Here is a 15155-nt window from a genome sequence, read left to right as displayed (position 1 = left end):
TTTGGTCACCCGAAGCGCGCCTCGTCGAGCCGGCCCAGGATGGCGTCCACCGTTTCAGTGGCGGACAGGTCGGAGTTGTCGAGCCAGAGACCGCGCCGCGGGCTGAACGCGTGCAACTCGTAGTCGAGCTCGTCGACCAGCTGACGCGAACCGCCGAGCCGGCTCGAGATGACCTCGGGCCGTGGCGTGAGGACGACGAGATACCGCGGCCTGGTCCGGATCCCGTCGAGGAACTCCCGCAGCAGCTCACCGATCACGACGTCCTGCAGGACCACGGTGAAGCCGGCGTCGGCGTACCCGTCGGCGGCCTGGCAGGCGAGCCGGTAGCGCAACTGGAGTTGGCGCTGGGCCTCGGCGCTGTCGTCGGCCATCGAGGCCTGTCCGCTGACGATCATCCGGCGGAACACGTCACCGCGGAGATGGACGCCGTACTGGAATCTTTCGGCCAGTAATTGTGAGACCGTCGACTTCCCGGCCGCCATGATTCCACTGACGACGATCACCCCCTCGGACTCCATGCTGGTGATGGTGCCACGCGCAGCGGGGTTTTGGTCGGGTCACGGCGATTCTTGTCCGAAAACCCTCATTTGTAAGGGCTTTTCAGGCCAGTAGGGTCTCGATGTGGTGGCGCAGAAGCTGCCGGAGCCGGGTCGCCGTGGTGCGCTCCGGCTGGATCACCGCGTGCAGGGCGAGACCGTCGATCAGGGCATGCAGGCGTTCGACTTCCCGGCGAAGTTCGAGGTCGTCTCGAAGGGCGCCGGAATCGGACAGTGCCTGCAGCAGGGACTCGCACAGGAAACGCAGTCCGTCGTGCACCTTGTCGACGTGTTCGTGCAGGCTGCCGCCGTCCGACTCGGCCTGCGCCTGGGCCATGAAGGCCATCCAGACGTCGAACTCGGCGCGGCGCTCGGCGTCGAGCGGCAGCGCCTCCTCCAGGTAGCGCAGGGCGACCGCGGTCGCGCTGCCCTTGGGGCTCAACGCGCTGATCCGCTCGGTCACCCGGCGGGAGACGAGGTCCATCGCGAAGCTGAGCAGGCCGGCCTGGTCCGGGAAGTAGTAGCGGACGGCGCCGGCGGACCAGCCGGCTTCCGCGGCGATGGTGCGGACCGAGGCGGCGCGGATCCCGTCCCGGCGGACCACCCGCCACAGCGCCTCGGCGATCTCCTCGCGGCGGACCTCGTGGTCGACGATCTTCGGCATGTGTCCTTTTTAGCACAGGCGTGTTAGAGTCGGTTTTGTAACACGGTCGTGTGAAATAGCCTCGAGAGGGTGAACCACTGTGCTGCTCGCTGTCATCGCCGCGTGTGAAGTCGGCTTCTGGGTCCTGCTCGCCGCCGGCCTGGCGACGCGCTATCTGCTCCGGCTGCCGAAGGCGGGGATGGTGCTGCTGGCCGGCGTACCGCTGGTCGACGTGGTGATGCTGGTCGCCAGCGTGGTCGACGTCCGGCGCGGGGGTGAGCCGTCGTTCAAGCACTCGCTGGCCGCGATCTTCATCGGCGTCAGCGTCGGCTTCGGCCACCAGACGCTGAAGTGGGCGGACAAGTGGGCCGCGCATTACCTGGCCGGCGCGCCGCGACCGGTGAAGCCGCCGAAGGGTGGTCCGGAGCGCGCCCGGCGCGAGCGAGCCGGCTGGTTCCGTCACCTGCTCGCGTACGCCGTCGCGGTCGGCATCATGATCGCTCTCGGGCTGCTGTCCGGGCAGGGCTACGACGCCATCCTCGGCCCGGCGTGGACCTGGACGATCGTCCTCGTGATCGACGCGATCGTCTCGTTCAGCTACACCGCCGAAGGCGACAAGGCTCGGGAGAAGGAGTCCGTCTGAGGTCCCGGGGTGCGGTGCTCCGTCGTCGTACATTGCGTTCATGACGACGACGGGGCGTAGCTGGGCGGCGCTGACCGCGCTGATCGTGGCGGCGGGGATCGTGGTGCAGTTGATCGTGACGGCGAACGGCAACGACGGGTTCTTCCCGGACAACCCGGATCGGGTGTTCAACGTGTTCGCGTACTTCACGATCCAGTCGAACCTGTTGCTCGGCGGGACCACGGTGATGCTCGCGTTGCAGCCGGATCGGCCGCAGAGCACGCTGTTCCGGACGTTGCGGCTGAACAGCGTCCTGTGCATCGCGGTCACCGGGATCGTGTACCACCTGGCGCTCGCGCCGCTGGACGACTTGTCCGGGTGGGCCGCGGTGGCGAACTTCCTGCTTCACTCCGCGGCTCCGCTGGCCGGCGTACTGGGGTGGTTGCTGTTCGGGCCGCGTGGACGGACCGGTTCGCGGGTGGTCGCGTGGTCGGTCGTGTTCCCGCTGCTGTGGCTGGCGTTCACCCTGATCCGCGGCGAGTTCGTCGGGTTCTACCCGTATCCGTTCGTCGATGTCACCGAGCACGGGTACGCACGGGTGCTGCTCAACTGTCTGCTGGTCGCGGTACTGTTCCTGGCTCTGGCGGCCGGGACTACCGCGCTCGACCGCCGGTTGCACCAGAAGACAACCGTCGAAAGGTAAGACCGTGCTGGTGACCTCTCGCTCGTACGCCGAGTACGCAGCGATGTTCGACCTGACCGAACTCCCGGATTCCATTCTCGACTGCTGTGCGGGCGGAGCGAGCTTCACCGCCGAGGCCGCCGCCCGTGGTGTCGACGCGATCGCCGTCGACCCGGTCTACGAGCTGGCTCCGGCCGAGCTCATCGACACGGTCCGCCGCAGCCTGCCGGCCGGCACCGGGATCGTGGACGAACACGCGGGGAGTTTCGTCTGGCACTGGTACGGCTCACCGGAGCGCCGGGACGAGCTGCGGATCGAGGCCGCCGACCGGTTCCTGCAGGATGTCGCGACGGCGCCGGAGCGCTACATCGCGGCCGGGTTGCCGGAATTGCCCTTCGGAGACAGGCGATTCGAGCTGGTGCTGTGCTCACATCTGTTGTTCACCTGGGCCGACAAGTTCGACCGCGACTGGCACTTGGCCGCGCTGAAGGAGCTCATCCGGGTGAGCAACTCCGAGGTGCGCATCTTCCCGCTCGTACTGCAGGGCACGGGTGACCCAGTGCCCTTCCTCCCTGAGCTGCTGGACGCGCTGGACGGCGTCACCTGGGACATCCGCAAGGTCCCCTACGAGTTCCAGTCCAGCGCCAACGAAATGCTGGTCCTGACCCGCAGCTGACGTCTGGTGCCTCCCACCCATCGCGATCACGGATGAGTAGGGCACTAACCCGCCACGAGGGGTGGGAGGCGCCAAACGCCAGCTGGTTGTTGTGGTGTCGAGGGGCCCGGTTGGGCGGGCGGGAGGACAGTCAACCGCCCGCCCCTACCGGTGGTGTCAGCGCAGGTAGCGGCCGCAGACCGGCCACGGCTGGGCGCCGCGCTGGGCGTACAGCTTCTTCGCCCGCATCAGCTGCTCCGCCGCCGACGCCTTCGCCGGGTTGCCGGAGCCGCCGACGCTGCGCCAGGTCTGCAGGTCGAACTGGAACAGCCCGTAGTAGCCGGCCGGATTCACCGCCCGCGGGTTGCCACCGGACTCACACTGCGCGACCTTCCGCCACGCGGCACTCATGCTCACGCTCGTCGAGGGGCGGTCGTCGGAGCGGCTGGTGCGCGCCTTGCGCTCGGTCTTGCGGACCTTCTTGGTCTCGGTCTTCTTGGCCGTCACCTGGCGCGGAGCGGTGGCCTTCTTCACGCCGTCCAGCGTCAGGGTCTGCCCGATCAGGATCAGGTCCGGGTCGTTCAGGTTGTTGATCCTGGCCAGCTCGTGCCAGTCGGCGCCGTTGGCCTGGGCGATTTCGGAGAGGGTGTCGCCGGGCTTGACCGTGTAGTCGGTCGCGAACGCTGCGCCCGCGCCGGCGGCGGTGATACCGGCTCCGAGACCGGCAATGGAGAGGGTTCGGGCCACCCGGCGAGTAGTTCGCCGGGGGCGCGCATGTCGGGCCTTGGACATCAGTAGTGCGCTCCTCGTGAGCTTGGGCATGGTGGAACTCACCAGGCCCCCCGTGCAGGGGAGGGGCATTCGGACAGATCACAGGACAGCATCCGAATGGTCACGCCATGGTAACGACGTGACCTGAGCCATCCTGGGCGACCTTGGCCCGGAGCGCAAGACCATTCAGCGAATCTGCCCCACTTTTTTATTGCCCCTGACGTGGCGAAACCCCAACAACAGAACGGTTTCCCGGTCCTGAGCGCGCCCGGTTCGAGCCTTGTGCGCAGAGGGTAGTCAAACGCTCGAAACAGCCATCACACCCGCAACTTCTCGCCTGGTACCTGGTGCGGTGGGAGCGCGCGTGGGTTGTCAGCTGGGGTAGGTGTGGATTTCGGTGGCTTTGAGGGTGGCGTGGAGGGGTTGGCCGGGGGTCAGGTGGAGGTCGGCTACCGCGGCGGGGGTTATGTCGGCCAGGAGGGTGCCGGGGCCGGTGGGCGTGGCGGTCAGGCGGATTCGCACTGTGTGGGCGTGTTGTTCTATGCCGGTGACGGTTGCGGGCCAGGTGTTGCGGGGGCTGCCGGACGGGGCGTCGACGTAGAGGCTTATGGCGGTGGGTGGGAAGGCTACGTGGACCGGGCCGTCGGCGGGTTCGGCCAGGGTGATGGTGCCGCCGTCGGTCAGGGTGACTGTGGTGCCGGAGGCCATGCCTCGGTAGAGGTTGAGGCCGACCAGTTGGGCCACGTAGTCGGTGTGGGGGCGACGCGCTATGTCGGTGGGGCGGCCCTGCTGGACGATGCGGCCGTTCTCGACGATGACCAGGCGGTCTGCGAGGACCATGGCGTCGAGTGGGTCGTGCGTGACGAGCAGGGTGCGACCAGGGAAGCGTCGAAGGTGCTGGTCCAGCTCGGCGCGGACATGGAGCGTCGTACTGGCGTCCAACGCGGCCAATGGCTCGTCCAGCAACAACAACTCTGGGTCTGTGGCCAGGGCGCGGGCCAGGGCTATGCGTTGAGCTTGGCCTCCGGACAACGAGCGGGGACGAGTACGGGCGTACGACGCCAGGCCCACTGTTTCCAGCCAGCGCAGGGCTTCAGTGCGGGCTGTCTGCTTGTCTACGCCGCGTGCTCGCAGGCCAAAGGCGACGTTCTCCAAGCAGCTGAGGTGGTCGAAGAGCAGGTAGTCCTGGAAGACCACGCCAATCGGCCGGCGGTCCGGCGTACGGAAGACGCGGGGTGGTTCGTCCCACACGTCCCCGTCGAGGGTGATGCGTCCAGTACCTACGGGCAGCAGTCCGGCGATTGCGCGCAGGGCAGTGGTCTTGCCGGCGCCGTTCGGGCCCAGCAGGGCCACGACCTCGCCCGGCTCGACCTGCAGCTCCAACGCCAGGTCGAAGGCGCCACGGCGTACCTGGATGTCGGCGTACAGAGTCATCGCAGGCCACTGATCCAGCGCTCGCGCAGAGACGCCAGTACGACGACCGACACGAGCAGCAGCACGAGACTCAGTACGACGGCCACGTCGGGGTCGGTCTCCAACGCGAGGTACACGGCCAGCGGCATGGTCGTCGTACGCCCAGGCAGGTTGCCCGCGAAGGTGATGGTGGCGCCGAACTCGCCGAGTGCACGAGCCCAGCACAGTACGGCGCCTGCCACCACCCCGGGAGCGATGGAAGGAAGCGTCACGCGGCGGAACGTCAGCCACCGTCCAGCGCCCAACGTGGCAGCCGCCTCCTCATAGCGAGGGTCTGCGGCACGTAGTGCGCCCTCTACTGAGATCACCAGGAAGGGCATGGCGACAAAGGCCTCTGCAACGATCACTCCAGCCGTTGTGAAGGGCAAGGAGTAGCCAAACCAGAGATCAAGCCGCTCACCGATCAGTCCGCGTCGTCCCAGTACCAGCAACAGCGCTACACCGCCCACGACAGGCGGCAGGACCAGCGGGACAGTCACCAGGGCTCGGATGATGCCACGGCCAGGGAGAGAACCTCTGGCCAACAGCCACGCCAGTGGGATGCCCAACAGCAGGCACAACACGGTGGCAACCGTCGCACACACCAGGGACAGTCGCAGAGCGGTCCAGACGTCCGCACTGAACAGACGGCTCGGCAGCGTCGACCACGGTGCTCTGACCAGGAGACCGATCAGTGGGACCAGCAGGAACGCCAAACCGAGTAGCGCAGGCAGCAGGAGCACAAGGGGCAGCCGCCCAGCCGTACTCCTGCTCCTTCGGCTCATGGCGCGTCGAAACCAGCAGCGGTGAGAACTGCCTTGCCCTGGCCGGAGAGGACGTAGTCGACGAAGGCCTGGGCGCCGTCAGGGTTCGGGGCCTTGGCCAGCGTGGCGATCGGGTACTCGTTGGCCGCCTTGTCGGCCTCGGGGAACTCGATGCCCTCCACCTTGTCCTTGGCCGAGAGTACGTCGGTCTTGTAGACGAGCGCGGCGTCGACCTCACCGAGGCTCACCTTCGTCAGCGCAGCCTTCACGTCCTGCTCCAGGCTGTCCGGCTGCGGCGTGATCCCGGCCGCCTTGAAGACCTTGTCCGCGGCGGCCCCGCACGGCACCTGTTCGGCGCACAGCGCGATCTTCCTGTCCTTGTCCGCGAAGTCCTTCAGCCCGGTGATCTTGCCCGGGTTCCCGGCCGGTACGGCGATCTCCAGCGTGTTCCGCACGAATGTCGTCGGAGTGTTCTTGTCGGTCACCTGATCCATGTTCTTCGGCGCGGCCGAGGCGAAGACGTCCGCGGGCGCGCCCTGGTTGATCTGCTGCGCCAGCGCCGAGCTGCCGGCGAAGTTGAAGGTCACCTTCACGCCCGGGTGGGCCTTCTCGAAGTCCTTGCCGAGCTGGGTGAACGACCCGGTCAGCGATGCGGCCGCGAACACGCTCACCGTTCCGGACAGTTTCGTCGTACCAGAGTCACCTGACGACGCGGCCGAGGTGTCGTCACCGCAGCCGGCGACGGTGAGCGCGGCAACGGTGGCGAGTGCGGCGAGCGCCGTACGGCGGAGCATCAGGCCTCCGGGATTTCGACGACGACATGGGTGGACTTGATCGAGGCGACGGCTACCACTCCGGGCTCCAGGCCGAGCTCGTCGGCGGCCTCGCGACTCATCAGCGACACCACGCGGAACGGCCCGGCCTGCAGCTCGACCTGGGCCATCACACCGTCCTTGACCACGCGGGTGACGATCCCGCGCATCCGGTTGCGTGCCGAGGCGGCGGTGGTGGCCCCCGGCTCGGGTGACTCCGCCAGCTGCTGGGCGAAGGCGGCGAGCTCACGCCCGTCGATCGCCATCCGCCCGCCGCCCTGAACCGACGGCAGCCGGCCCTGCTCGACCCAGCGCCGCACGGTGTCATCACTGACCCCGAGCAGCGCGGCCGCCTCACTGATCCGCAAATTCGGCACGATCGATATTCTAGGGCCGCAGATGCGGATTCCGATGCCGGTTTTCCACAGTCGCAGAGCGGTGACGGAAAGTGGTCGCGGAGACGCATAAGTTAGGGACATGAGGACATCGGGGTTGCGGGACTACCTGGACGGGCCGCACAAGGCGGCGCGGGACGTCGTGCGCGCAGGCCTGGCCGCCGACGCGGAGCTGTTCGAGCTGGCCGTCAGCCTGCCGCGCGACGAGTATCGCGACAAGGTGCTCGAGCTGCTGCAGCGGATCACCGCGGAAGGCCACCCGGCGCGCGGCTTCCCGAAGGAGTACGGCGGCGAGGGCGATCTCGGCGGGTTCATCGCCGGGTTCGAGACGCTCGCCTTCGGGGACCTCTCGCTGATGGTGAAGGCCGGGGTGCAGTTCGGCCTGTTCGCCGGCGCGATCCTGCACCTGGGCACCGAGCGGCATCACGAGCGATACCTCGCCGACGCGATCGGCGGCCGGCTGCTGGGCTGCTTCGCGATGACCGAGACCGGCCACGGCTCGAACGTCCAGGCGCTCGGTACGACGGCGACGTACGACGCCTCGACCGGGGAGTTCGTCGTGCACACGCCGACTCCGGCCGCGCGGAAGGACTACATCGGCAACGCGGCGCGGCACGGGCGGATGGCGGCGGTGTTCGCGCAGCTCGTGGTCGGCGGCGAGACCCACGGGGTGCACTGCCTGCTGGTCCCGATCCGGTCGGAGGACGGTACGCCGCTACCCGGCGTGACGCTGTCCGACTGCGGACCGAAACTCGGGCTGAACGGTGTGGACAACGGGCGGATCGTGTTCGACCAGGTCCGGGTGCCACGGGAGGCGCTGCTCGACCGGTATGCGCAAGTCGATGCTGAGGGCAACTACACCAGCGAGATCGAGAACCCGGACCGCAGGTTCTTCACCATGCTCGGCACGTTGGTGCAGGGCCGGGTCTCGGTCGGTGGCGCCGCGATCAACGCGAGCAAGGTCGCGCTCGCGATCGCGATTCGGTACGGCGCTCAGCGGCGGCAGTTCGGCGCTCCCGGGAGTGCGGAGGAGGCACTGTTGCTGGACTACCGGATGCATCAACGGCGACTGCTGCCGTTGCTCGCCCGGACCTACGCGCTGCACTTCGCCCAGGCGGAGTTGGTGGACGAGTTCGTCCGGATCTTCGACGACAGCAGCAACGAGCACGACCGGCGGGCGCTCGAGGCGCAGGCGGCCGGGACCAAGGCACTCGGGACGTGGCACGCGACCGAGACGATCCAGGTGTGTCGCGAGGCCTGCGGCGGAGCCGGCTACCTGGCGGAGAACCGGCTGGCCACGCTGAAGGCGGACACCGATGTGTTCACCACCTTCGAAGGGGACAACACCGTCCTCCTGCAGTTGGTCGCGAAGGGTCTGCTGACCGACTACCGGGAGTCGTTCGGGAAGCTCGACCCGCTCGGGACGGCCCGGTTCATCGCGGCACAGGCGGTGGAGATCGCGGTCGAGAAGGCGGCCCTGCGGCCGTTGATCGAGCGGCTGCGCGACGTCGTACCGAATCGGAGTGACGCGGCCGACCCGGATGCCGGGCTGCGGGACGACGCGTACCACTCCGGCCTGCTGCGGTTCCGCGAGGAGCACATGCTGTCCGGGGTGGCGCGGCGGTTGAAGGCAGGGATCGACGCGGGTGACGAACCGTTCGAGGTGTTCAACCGGTGCCAGGATCACGTCATCGCGGCCGGGCGGGCGCATGTGGACCGGATCGTGCTGGAAACTTTCCAGGCCGCCGTACAGAATGCGCCGGAGGAGCTTCGCGAACGACTGAAGGACGTGTACGACCTGCACGCGCTGGCGACGATCGAGGCGGAGCGGGCCTGGTACCTCGAGCACGGCCGGCTTTCCCCCGGCCGGTCGAAGGCGATCACGGCGCTGGTGAACGAGCTGTGTGCCGCGGTCCGGCCGGTCGCGGTGGAGCTCGTGGACGCGTTCGGCGTACCGGGCGCGGCGGTCGATGTGCCCATGGTTGTACCGTCGCAGCATGAGTGAGCCGATCGAACCCGCGTCGGCCGCCGACGCCGCCCGTGAACTCGCCCGGGTGCTGCTGGAGCAGGCCGACGCTCTGGACCTGCACGACCTGCGGGCCACCGGCGCGATCGAGAACGTCCGGGTCCAGGCCCGGGCGCTCGCGGACGCCGTCCACGAACGAGGCTGGGGTGACATCTTCCTCGGGATCGACTCCTACGACCCCGACGAGCTGGACGACCTGCCGCTCGGGCCGGACGACTTCGACGATCCCGAGGACTACCGGGAGATGGTCGAAGGCGGCGGCCTGGACGACCTCGACGAGCTGGGGGAGCCGCTGCTGCCGGAAGACGGTGTCCGGCTCAGCTACCAGGCGCGGTACGACTTCGTGGTCACGGACCCGGAGGCGTTCGTGCGGTACGTCCGGAGCCGGGCGGACGAGGCGCAGAACGACGAGGTGATCGACGACATCGAGGACGCACAGTCGGCGTTCGAGCTGCTCTGCTACCTCGACGGCCTCGGCTCCAAGGACTACGACAACGCCGGCCTCACCCCGGCCGGCGGCGAAGAGTCGCACAAGATCGTCGAGTTCTCCCTCTGGGACCTCGACCCCACCCGCCGCGACGACACCTACCCGTACTGACCGAACCTCAGCGGCCCGTCCCGAGAAGCACTCCGGGACAGGCCGCTGCTGCATTTCGCCGGGGATGCCCCGGCTGTCTACAGGCCGGCAGGACCTCAGAGGTATAGGCCGGATTGGCCGCGACGTGGTGTCCGCAGCGGCTTTCGCGCGGCAGCCGGTCGCCCCGCTTGGTTGTTGCGGAAGGCAACGGATGTACGGAAAGTGAAGATCTGCCTACAGAGTGTTGCCTTGTTCAAAGGCAATGCAAATGTTTGATCCTGGGGATGGTCCGGGGCTGTGGGGGCGTGACAACGTTCTGTTGTCGGCGACGGACGGGTCGCTGACACAGGCTCCAGGTGGAACCCGGAAGTCCTCCCGTCCGAGACCGGACTGTACCTCCCCTGCCGGTCACGGAATGAGACGCCGGGCCCGCCCTCCTTCGGGCCGACTGCCCTCTCGGGGCAACAGCAGGACGCCGGCCGTGCCGATACCGGTGCCGGTCGCCAGTGAGGTGGCGACCGACATCAGGCGCGGTCGGCGTTTGCCGTTCTCTGGTTGGTGTCTGGTGCAGCTGGGGACCAGACACCAACCGGGAACCTCCCAACCTCAAGCGAGCTCGAGTGATGGCCGGGACGGGACATCGCCGTATGTCGTGGTGCGCTGGCGGGCCGGGCGGCCGGCCGCGGTGGCCATCGCGGTGAGCTCGGCGATGGACTTGCGCGAGCCGTGCTTGGAGCCCGCCATCCGGCTGATCGTCTCCTCCATCAGCGTGCCGCCGATGTCGTTGACGCCACCGTTCAGCACCGCGACGCACCCGTCGACGCCGAGTTTCACCCACGAGCACTGGATGTTGTCGATCCGGCTGTGCAGCATGATCCGCGCCATCGCGTGCACCGCGCGGTTCTCGTCGTACGTCGGCCCCGGCCGCGCGACGCCGGCCAGGTAGATCGGCGAGTTCTGGTGGATGAACGGCAGCAGCACGAACTCGGTGAAACCACCGGTCTGGTCCTGTACGGCGGCGATCGTGCGCAGGTGCTGGACCCAGTGGTGCGGCGCGTCGACGTGGCCGTACATCATCGTCGAGCTGGACGGCAGCCCGACCTTGTGCGCGGTACTGATCACTTCGATCCAGGTTGCCGTCGGCAACTTCCCCTTGGTCAGGATCCAGCGGACGTCGTCATCGAGGATCTCGGCCGCGGTGCCGGGGATGCTGTCCAGCCCGGCCTCCTTCACCGAGATCAGGAACTCCTCGATCGACAGCCCGGTGCGGACCGAGCCGTTGACGATCTCCATCGGCGAGTACGCGTGCACGTGCATCTCCGGGACCCGGTCCTTCACCGCGCGGACCAGGTCGGCGTACGCCGTACCGGGAAGGTCGGGGTGGATGCCGCCCTGCATGCACACCTCGGTGGCGCCGATCACCCAGGCCTCCTCGGCGCGCTGCCCGACCTCGTCCATCGACAGCGAGTACGCATCCGCGTCGGTCCGCCGCTGGGCGAACGCGCAGAACCGGCAGCCGGTGTAACAGACGTTCGTGAAGTTGATGTTGCGGTTCACGACGTAGGTCACGTCGTCGCCGACCGTTGCCTTACGCAAGTCGTCGGCGATGCGTGCCAGTTCGTCCAGCGCCGGACCCGTTGCCGTCATCAACGTGAGGGCCTGGGCGTCCGACAGACCGGCGGGATCGCGCTCGGCCGCGGCCAGGGCGGCCTTGGTCTCGGCCTCGATCCGGGTCGGTGCGCCAGAACGATCCCGCGCGGCCGCTTCCTGACGGGCCGCGACGTCCTCGCGCAGTACGTCCCAGTCGCCGTACGCCGCATCGAAGTCCGAGCGGGTCTCGGTGCGACGCCCCTCAGTGTCGATCGCGGTGTGCAGATCGGTGCGCCCGGCACTGTTCCACCCACCGTCCGGCTCCTGCCAGGGCAGCCCGACCGGCATCGCGCTCTCGTTCGCCAATCCGGTCGCCGGGTCGATCAGCGCCTCGACGTGCGAGATCAGCCGCGGGTCGAGCCATGGCTCACGCAGGTACTCCGGATGCGCGGTCAGCCTTTCCCGCAAGGTGAATCCGGCATCCGCGGTCACCTTGGCCAGGTCGTCGATCTGCGGCCAGGGACGCTCGGGGTTCACGTGGTCCGGCGTCAGCGGCGAGACCCCGCCGAAGTCGTCGACACCGGCGTCGAGCAGGGCACGGCACTCGGCCAGGTCGACCAGGTTCGGCGGCGCCTGGACGCGCATCCGCGGCCCGAGCACGATCCGGGAGACCGCGATCGCGGCCAGCCATTCCTCCAGCGGTACGTCGTCGTCGTTGCGCATCGCGGTGTCGGGTTTCACCCGGAACCCCTGGATGATGACTTCCTGGATCCCGTTGTACTGCCGCGCGATCCTGCGCAGCGCGAAGATCGAGTCGGCCCGCTCGGCCATCGTCTCGCCGATGCCGATCAGCAGGCCGGTGGTGAACGGGACGTTCGACCGGCCGGCGTCCTCCAGCACCCGCAGCCGGATCGCCGGGTCCTTGTCGGGTGAGCCGAAGTGCGGCTGCCCCTTCTCCTCGAACAGCCGGCGCGAGGTGGTCTCCAGCATCATGCCCATGCTCGGCGCGACCGGCTTCAGCCGCTGCAGGTCCTGCCACTTCATCACACCGGGGTTCAGGTGCGGCAGCAGTCCGGTCTCCTCGAGCACCCGGATCGCCATCGCCCGCACGTAGTCGAGCGTGCTGTCGTACCCGGCCTCCTCGAGCCACGTGCGCGCCGCGTCCCAGCGGTCCTCGGGTGCGTCGCCGAGGGTGAAGAGCGCCTCCTTGCAGCCGAGTGCCGCACCTTGGCGGGCGATCTCCAGTACTTCGTCCGGCGAGAGGTACGGCGAGTGCACCCGGCCCGGCGTGGTCGCGAACGTGCAGTAGTGGCACCGGTCCCGGCACAACCGGGTCAGCGGGATGAACACCTTCTTCGAGTAGGTGACGATCCCGGCCCGGCCGGCGTCCACCAGTCCCTGGTCGCGGACCCGGGCCGCGGTCGCCATCAAGGCGGTCAGCGCGTCACCGGTGGCGGTGAGGAGGACCTCCGCCTCGGCCGGGTCGAGGGTCTTTCCGTCGTCCGCACGTTTGAGTGCGCGGCGCATCGCCGTACTGATCTCGTTGGTTGCCACGGGATCCGAGCCTAGGTGCCGGAAACCGGGTCTTCCCGCGATTCTCGGGACGAAAAACAATCCGTACAAACGTCCTGATAATCCGACGTTCCGCAAGATCTTTGCGTAACCAGTTCGTCACTCGAAATATGTTGCCGCAAACGGTCTGCATCCGGATACTCAGCGTGACACGCCGACATCGGAGGATCTTGTATGACTATCAGTCTCCCCGCTTTCCCCGCCGCCGACGAGAGTCCGCTCGACACCTGTCGGCGCCTGCGGCAGAAGGCGCCCGTGGTCGAGGTGGAGTTTCCCGGTGGCGTGCCCGCCTACCTGGCCTTGAGCCACGCGGCCGTGCGGGAGATCCTCGCCGGCGACAACAAGACCTTTCTCCGCGACCCGAAGCACTGGCCCGCGCTGTACGACGGCTCGATCCCGGAGGACTGGCCGTTGCGTGCCGTCGTCCAGGGCGACCACCTGTCCACCAAGGACGGTGCGGATCATCGTCGGCTGCGCGGCCTTGTCGGCAAGGCGTTCACCCCGAGCCGGGCGCAAGCGCTGGAACCACGGATCCAGGAGCTTATCGATCAACTGGTGGACGACGTGATCGCCGCCGGCGACGGCGTGGACCTCGTGCCCACGTTCACCGAGGCGCTGCCGATGGCCGTGATCTGCGAACTCTTCGGAGTGCCTGCGGAGGAACGACTCCGGCTGCGACGATGGACCGCGACCCTCCTGGCGCACACCACCGGCCCCGAAGAGGCGTTCGCGACGCATAACGCGCTCGTCGGATACCTGCACGAGCTGGTACAGCGTAAGCAGGCGGAGCCCGGCGACGACCTCACCTCAGGCCTCGTGCAGGCTCGGGACGAGGGCGACCAGCTCACGACCGACGAGTTGGTCGGGGTGCTCTGGCTGATGCTGATCGCCGGCCACGAGACCACGGTCCACCTGCTCGGCTACGCGATCGTCGCGTTGTCCCGGCACCCCGAGCAGCTCGCGCTGGCCAAGGCCGAGAACCGGTGGGCCGACGTAGTCGAGGAGACAGCGCGGCACCGGCACCCGGTGACGATGACCAGCTGGCGGTTCACCGCCGCGGACGTCACCATCGCGGGTGTGCCGATCCCGAAGGGCAGTGCGGTCGGGGTGGCGTTCCAGTCCACCGGGCTCGACGAGAGCGAGTACGGGCCGACTGCCGAGGACTTCGACATCACCCGGCAGCAGACCGGACATTTCGGGTTCGGGCATGGGCCGCGGTACTGCATCGGCGCCCCGCTGGCCCGGCTGGAGAGCCGGCTCGCGCTCGAGACGCTCTACCGCCGGATTCCGGAGCTGAGTCTCGCGACCGACCCGGATGCCATCCCGCACTCGCCGTCGTTCTTCACTGTCGGACCGCTGTCGATACCGGTCAACCTCGGTACCGTGAAGCAGTGACGCCAGTGCTCCCGGCGAGTTGTCTCGCCGGGAGCACTTCGGCGAACAATCCGTACAGTTGTCCTGATAGTTTTTCTGTCCGTGCAGGTCAGCAGGGGTGCGGACGGCCGTCGCAGGCGCGGTGCGCAGCGCAGAATCGAGTTGCTCCAGGCCACCGTCGGCGTGATCGAACGCGATGGAGTCGCAGGTGTGAGCCATCGCGCGGTGGCCGCGGCGGCGGATGTGTCGGTCGCGTCGATCACCTATCACTTCCCGACGCTGGACGATCTGCTGGTCGCGGCGCTGACCTGGGCGGCGGAGGATCTGGCCGCCGAGCTCCACGAGCGGGGGAGTGAGCTGGGGGCCCGGCCTGCGGACGAGCTGGCACGGCTGATCGAGCACAGCCTCGTCCGACGACGCGGGCGCACGCTCGCCCTCTACGAGCTCTACCTGTACGCCGCCCGCCGCCCGGCCCTCCGCGAGGTCGCCGGAGCCTGGCTCGAGCCCCTCACCGAGATCGCCCGGGCCTTCACCGCCGACCCGCACAAGGCCGGCCTGCTGGTCGCCGCCCTCGACGGCCTGCTCATGCAAGCTTTGATCGGCGCCCGCGAGGTGGACCGCACCGACATCGCCGCCCTCCTCGAGGTCCTGAGGTAGCGCGGGCGATACCTCGGATCGGGTGTT

15 protein-coding genes are annotated in these 15155 nt (G+C 68.3%); 7 read left to right on the top strand and 8 right to left on the bottom strand.

What is annotated here, in order from left to right; genetic code table 11:
• Positions 1–5: 5 nt before the first annotated feature.
• Entirely contained in the window at positions 6–518 is a 513-nt protein-coding gene (locus tag AB0F43_RS26460; protein WP_360482218.1) for an AAA family ATPase, read from the bottom strand.
• An 82-nt stretch (positions 519–600) separates the two neighbouring features.
• Complete coding sequence (locus AB0F43_RS26455) at positions 601–1200, bottom strand: TetR family transcriptional regulator C-terminal domain-containing protein (RefSeq protein WP_360482215.1); 600 nt, start codon at positions 1198–1200, stop codon at positions 601–603.
• Between the two features lie 79 nt (positions 1201–1279).
• Between AB0F43_RS26455 and AB0F43_RS26450 the strand changes: the two genes are divergently transcribed.
• Genes AB0F43_RS26450 through AB0F43_RS26440 form a run of 3 tightly spaced genes read left to right on the top strand, consistent with a single transcriptional unit; the run spans position 1280 to position 3159 of the window.
• On the top strand, positions 1280–1822 hold the full coding sequence (locus AB0F43_RS26450; RefSeq protein WP_360482212.1) for a 2TM domain-containing protein: 543 nt from the start codon (positions 1280–1282) through the stop codon (positions 1820–1822).
• Between the two features lie 40 nt (positions 1823–1862).
• Positions 1863–2504, top strand: coding sequence for a Pr6Pr family membrane protein (locus AB0F43_RS26445; protein WP_360482209.1), 642 nt, complete (start codon positions 1863–1865; stop codon positions 2502–2504).
• A gap of 4 nt (positions 2505–2508) precedes the next feature.
• A complete protein-coding gene (locus tag AB0F43_RS26440; RefSeq protein ID WP_360482206.1) occupies positions 2509–3159 on the top strand; it encodes a class I SAM-dependent methyltransferase in 651 nt (216 codons plus the stop codon).
• A 156-nt stretch (positions 3160–3315) separates the two neighbouring features.
• Here AB0F43_RS26440 and AB0F43_RS26435 read toward each other — a convergent pair whose 3' ends face one another.
• From AB0F43_RS26435 to AB0F43_RS26415, 5 genes are all read right to left on the bottom strand, one after another.
• Positions 3316–3885, bottom strand: a complete 570-nt coding sequence (locus tag AB0F43_RS26435) for a transglycosylase family protein (protein ID WP_360482203.1) — start codon at positions 3883–3885, stop codon at positions 3316–3318.
• Positions 3886–4281: 396 nt separating this feature from the next.
• Complete coding sequence (locus AB0F43_RS26430; RefSeq protein WP_360482200.1) at positions 4282–5343, bottom strand: ABC transporter ATP-binding protein; 1062 nt, start codon at positions 5341–5343, stop codon at positions 4282–4284.
• A complete protein-coding gene (gene modB, locus AB0F43_RS26425) occupies positions 5340–6146 on the bottom strand; it encodes a molybdate ABC transporter permease subunit (protein WP_360482197.1) in 807 nt (268 codons plus the stop codon). The genes AB0F43_RS26430 and modB overlap by 4 nt, the downstream gene beginning before the upstream one ends.
• Positions 6143–6919, bottom strand: coding sequence for a molybdate ABC transporter substrate-binding protein (gene modA / locus AB0F43_RS26420; protein WP_360482195.1), 777 nt, complete (start codon positions 6917–6919; stop codon positions 6143–6145). Before modA ends, modB begins: the two co-directional genes overlap by 4 nt.
• Complete coding sequence (locus AB0F43_RS26415; protein ID WP_360482192.1) at positions 6919–7314, bottom strand: TOBE domain-containing protein; 396 nt, start codon at positions 7312–7314, stop codon at positions 6919–6921. The genes modA and AB0F43_RS26415 overlap by 1 nt, the downstream gene beginning before the upstream one ends.
• Before the next feature lie 100 nt (positions 7315–7414).
• Between AB0F43_RS26415 and AB0F43_RS26410 the strand changes: the two genes are divergently transcribed.
• Together AB0F43_RS26410 and AB0F43_RS26405 are read left to right on the top strand one after the other, a co-directional pair.
• Positions 7415–9337, top strand: a complete 1923-nt coding sequence (locus AB0F43_RS26410; protein ID WP_360482189.1) for an acyl-CoA dehydrogenase — start codon at positions 7415–7417, stop codon at positions 9335–9337.
• A complete protein-coding gene (locus tag AB0F43_RS26405) occupies positions 9330–9956 on the top strand; it encodes a hypothetical protein (protein ID WP_360482186.1) in 627 nt (208 codons plus the stop codon). The genes AB0F43_RS26410 and AB0F43_RS26405 overlap by 8 nt, the downstream gene beginning before the upstream one ends.
• A 585-nt stretch (positions 9957–10541) precedes the next feature.
• Here AB0F43_RS26405 and AB0F43_RS26400 read toward each other — a convergent pair.
• Positions 10542–13079 (bottom strand): bifunctional FO biosynthesis protein CofGH, encoded by a 2538-nt coding sequence (locus AB0F43_RS26400; RefSeq protein WP_360482183.1) that lies wholly within the window; start codon positions 13077–13079, stop codon positions 10542–10544.
• A 192-nt stretch (positions 13080–13271) separates the two neighbouring features.
• Here AB0F43_RS26400 and AB0F43_RS26395 point away from each other — a divergent pair, with 192 nt between their 5' ends.
• Together AB0F43_RS26395 and AB0F43_RS26390 are read left to right on the top strand one after the other, a co-directional pair.
• Positions 13272–14492: a cytochrome P450 gene (locus tag AB0F43_RS26395; protein ID WP_360482180.1), complete on the top strand. Its 1221-nt coding sequence runs from the start codon at positions 13272–13274 to the stop codon at positions 14490–14492.
• 81 nt (positions 14493–14573) lie between these two features.
• Positions 14574–15128 carry a TetR family transcriptional regulator gene (locus tag AB0F43_RS26390; RefSeq protein ID WP_360482177.1) on the top strand — a complete coding sequence of 185 codons (555 nt, stop codon included), beginning with the start codon at positions 14574–14576 and terminating at the stop codon, positions 15126–15128.
• The last annotated feature ends 27 nt before the right edge of the window (positions 15129–15155 follow it).

This window comes from Kribbella sp. NPDC023972 (genome assembly GCF_040639075.1).
Lineage (GTDB): Bacteria > Actinomycetota > Actinomycetes > Propionibacteriales > Kribbellaceae > Kribbella.
This window is presented reverse-complemented; position numbering and strand designations above follow the sequence as displayed.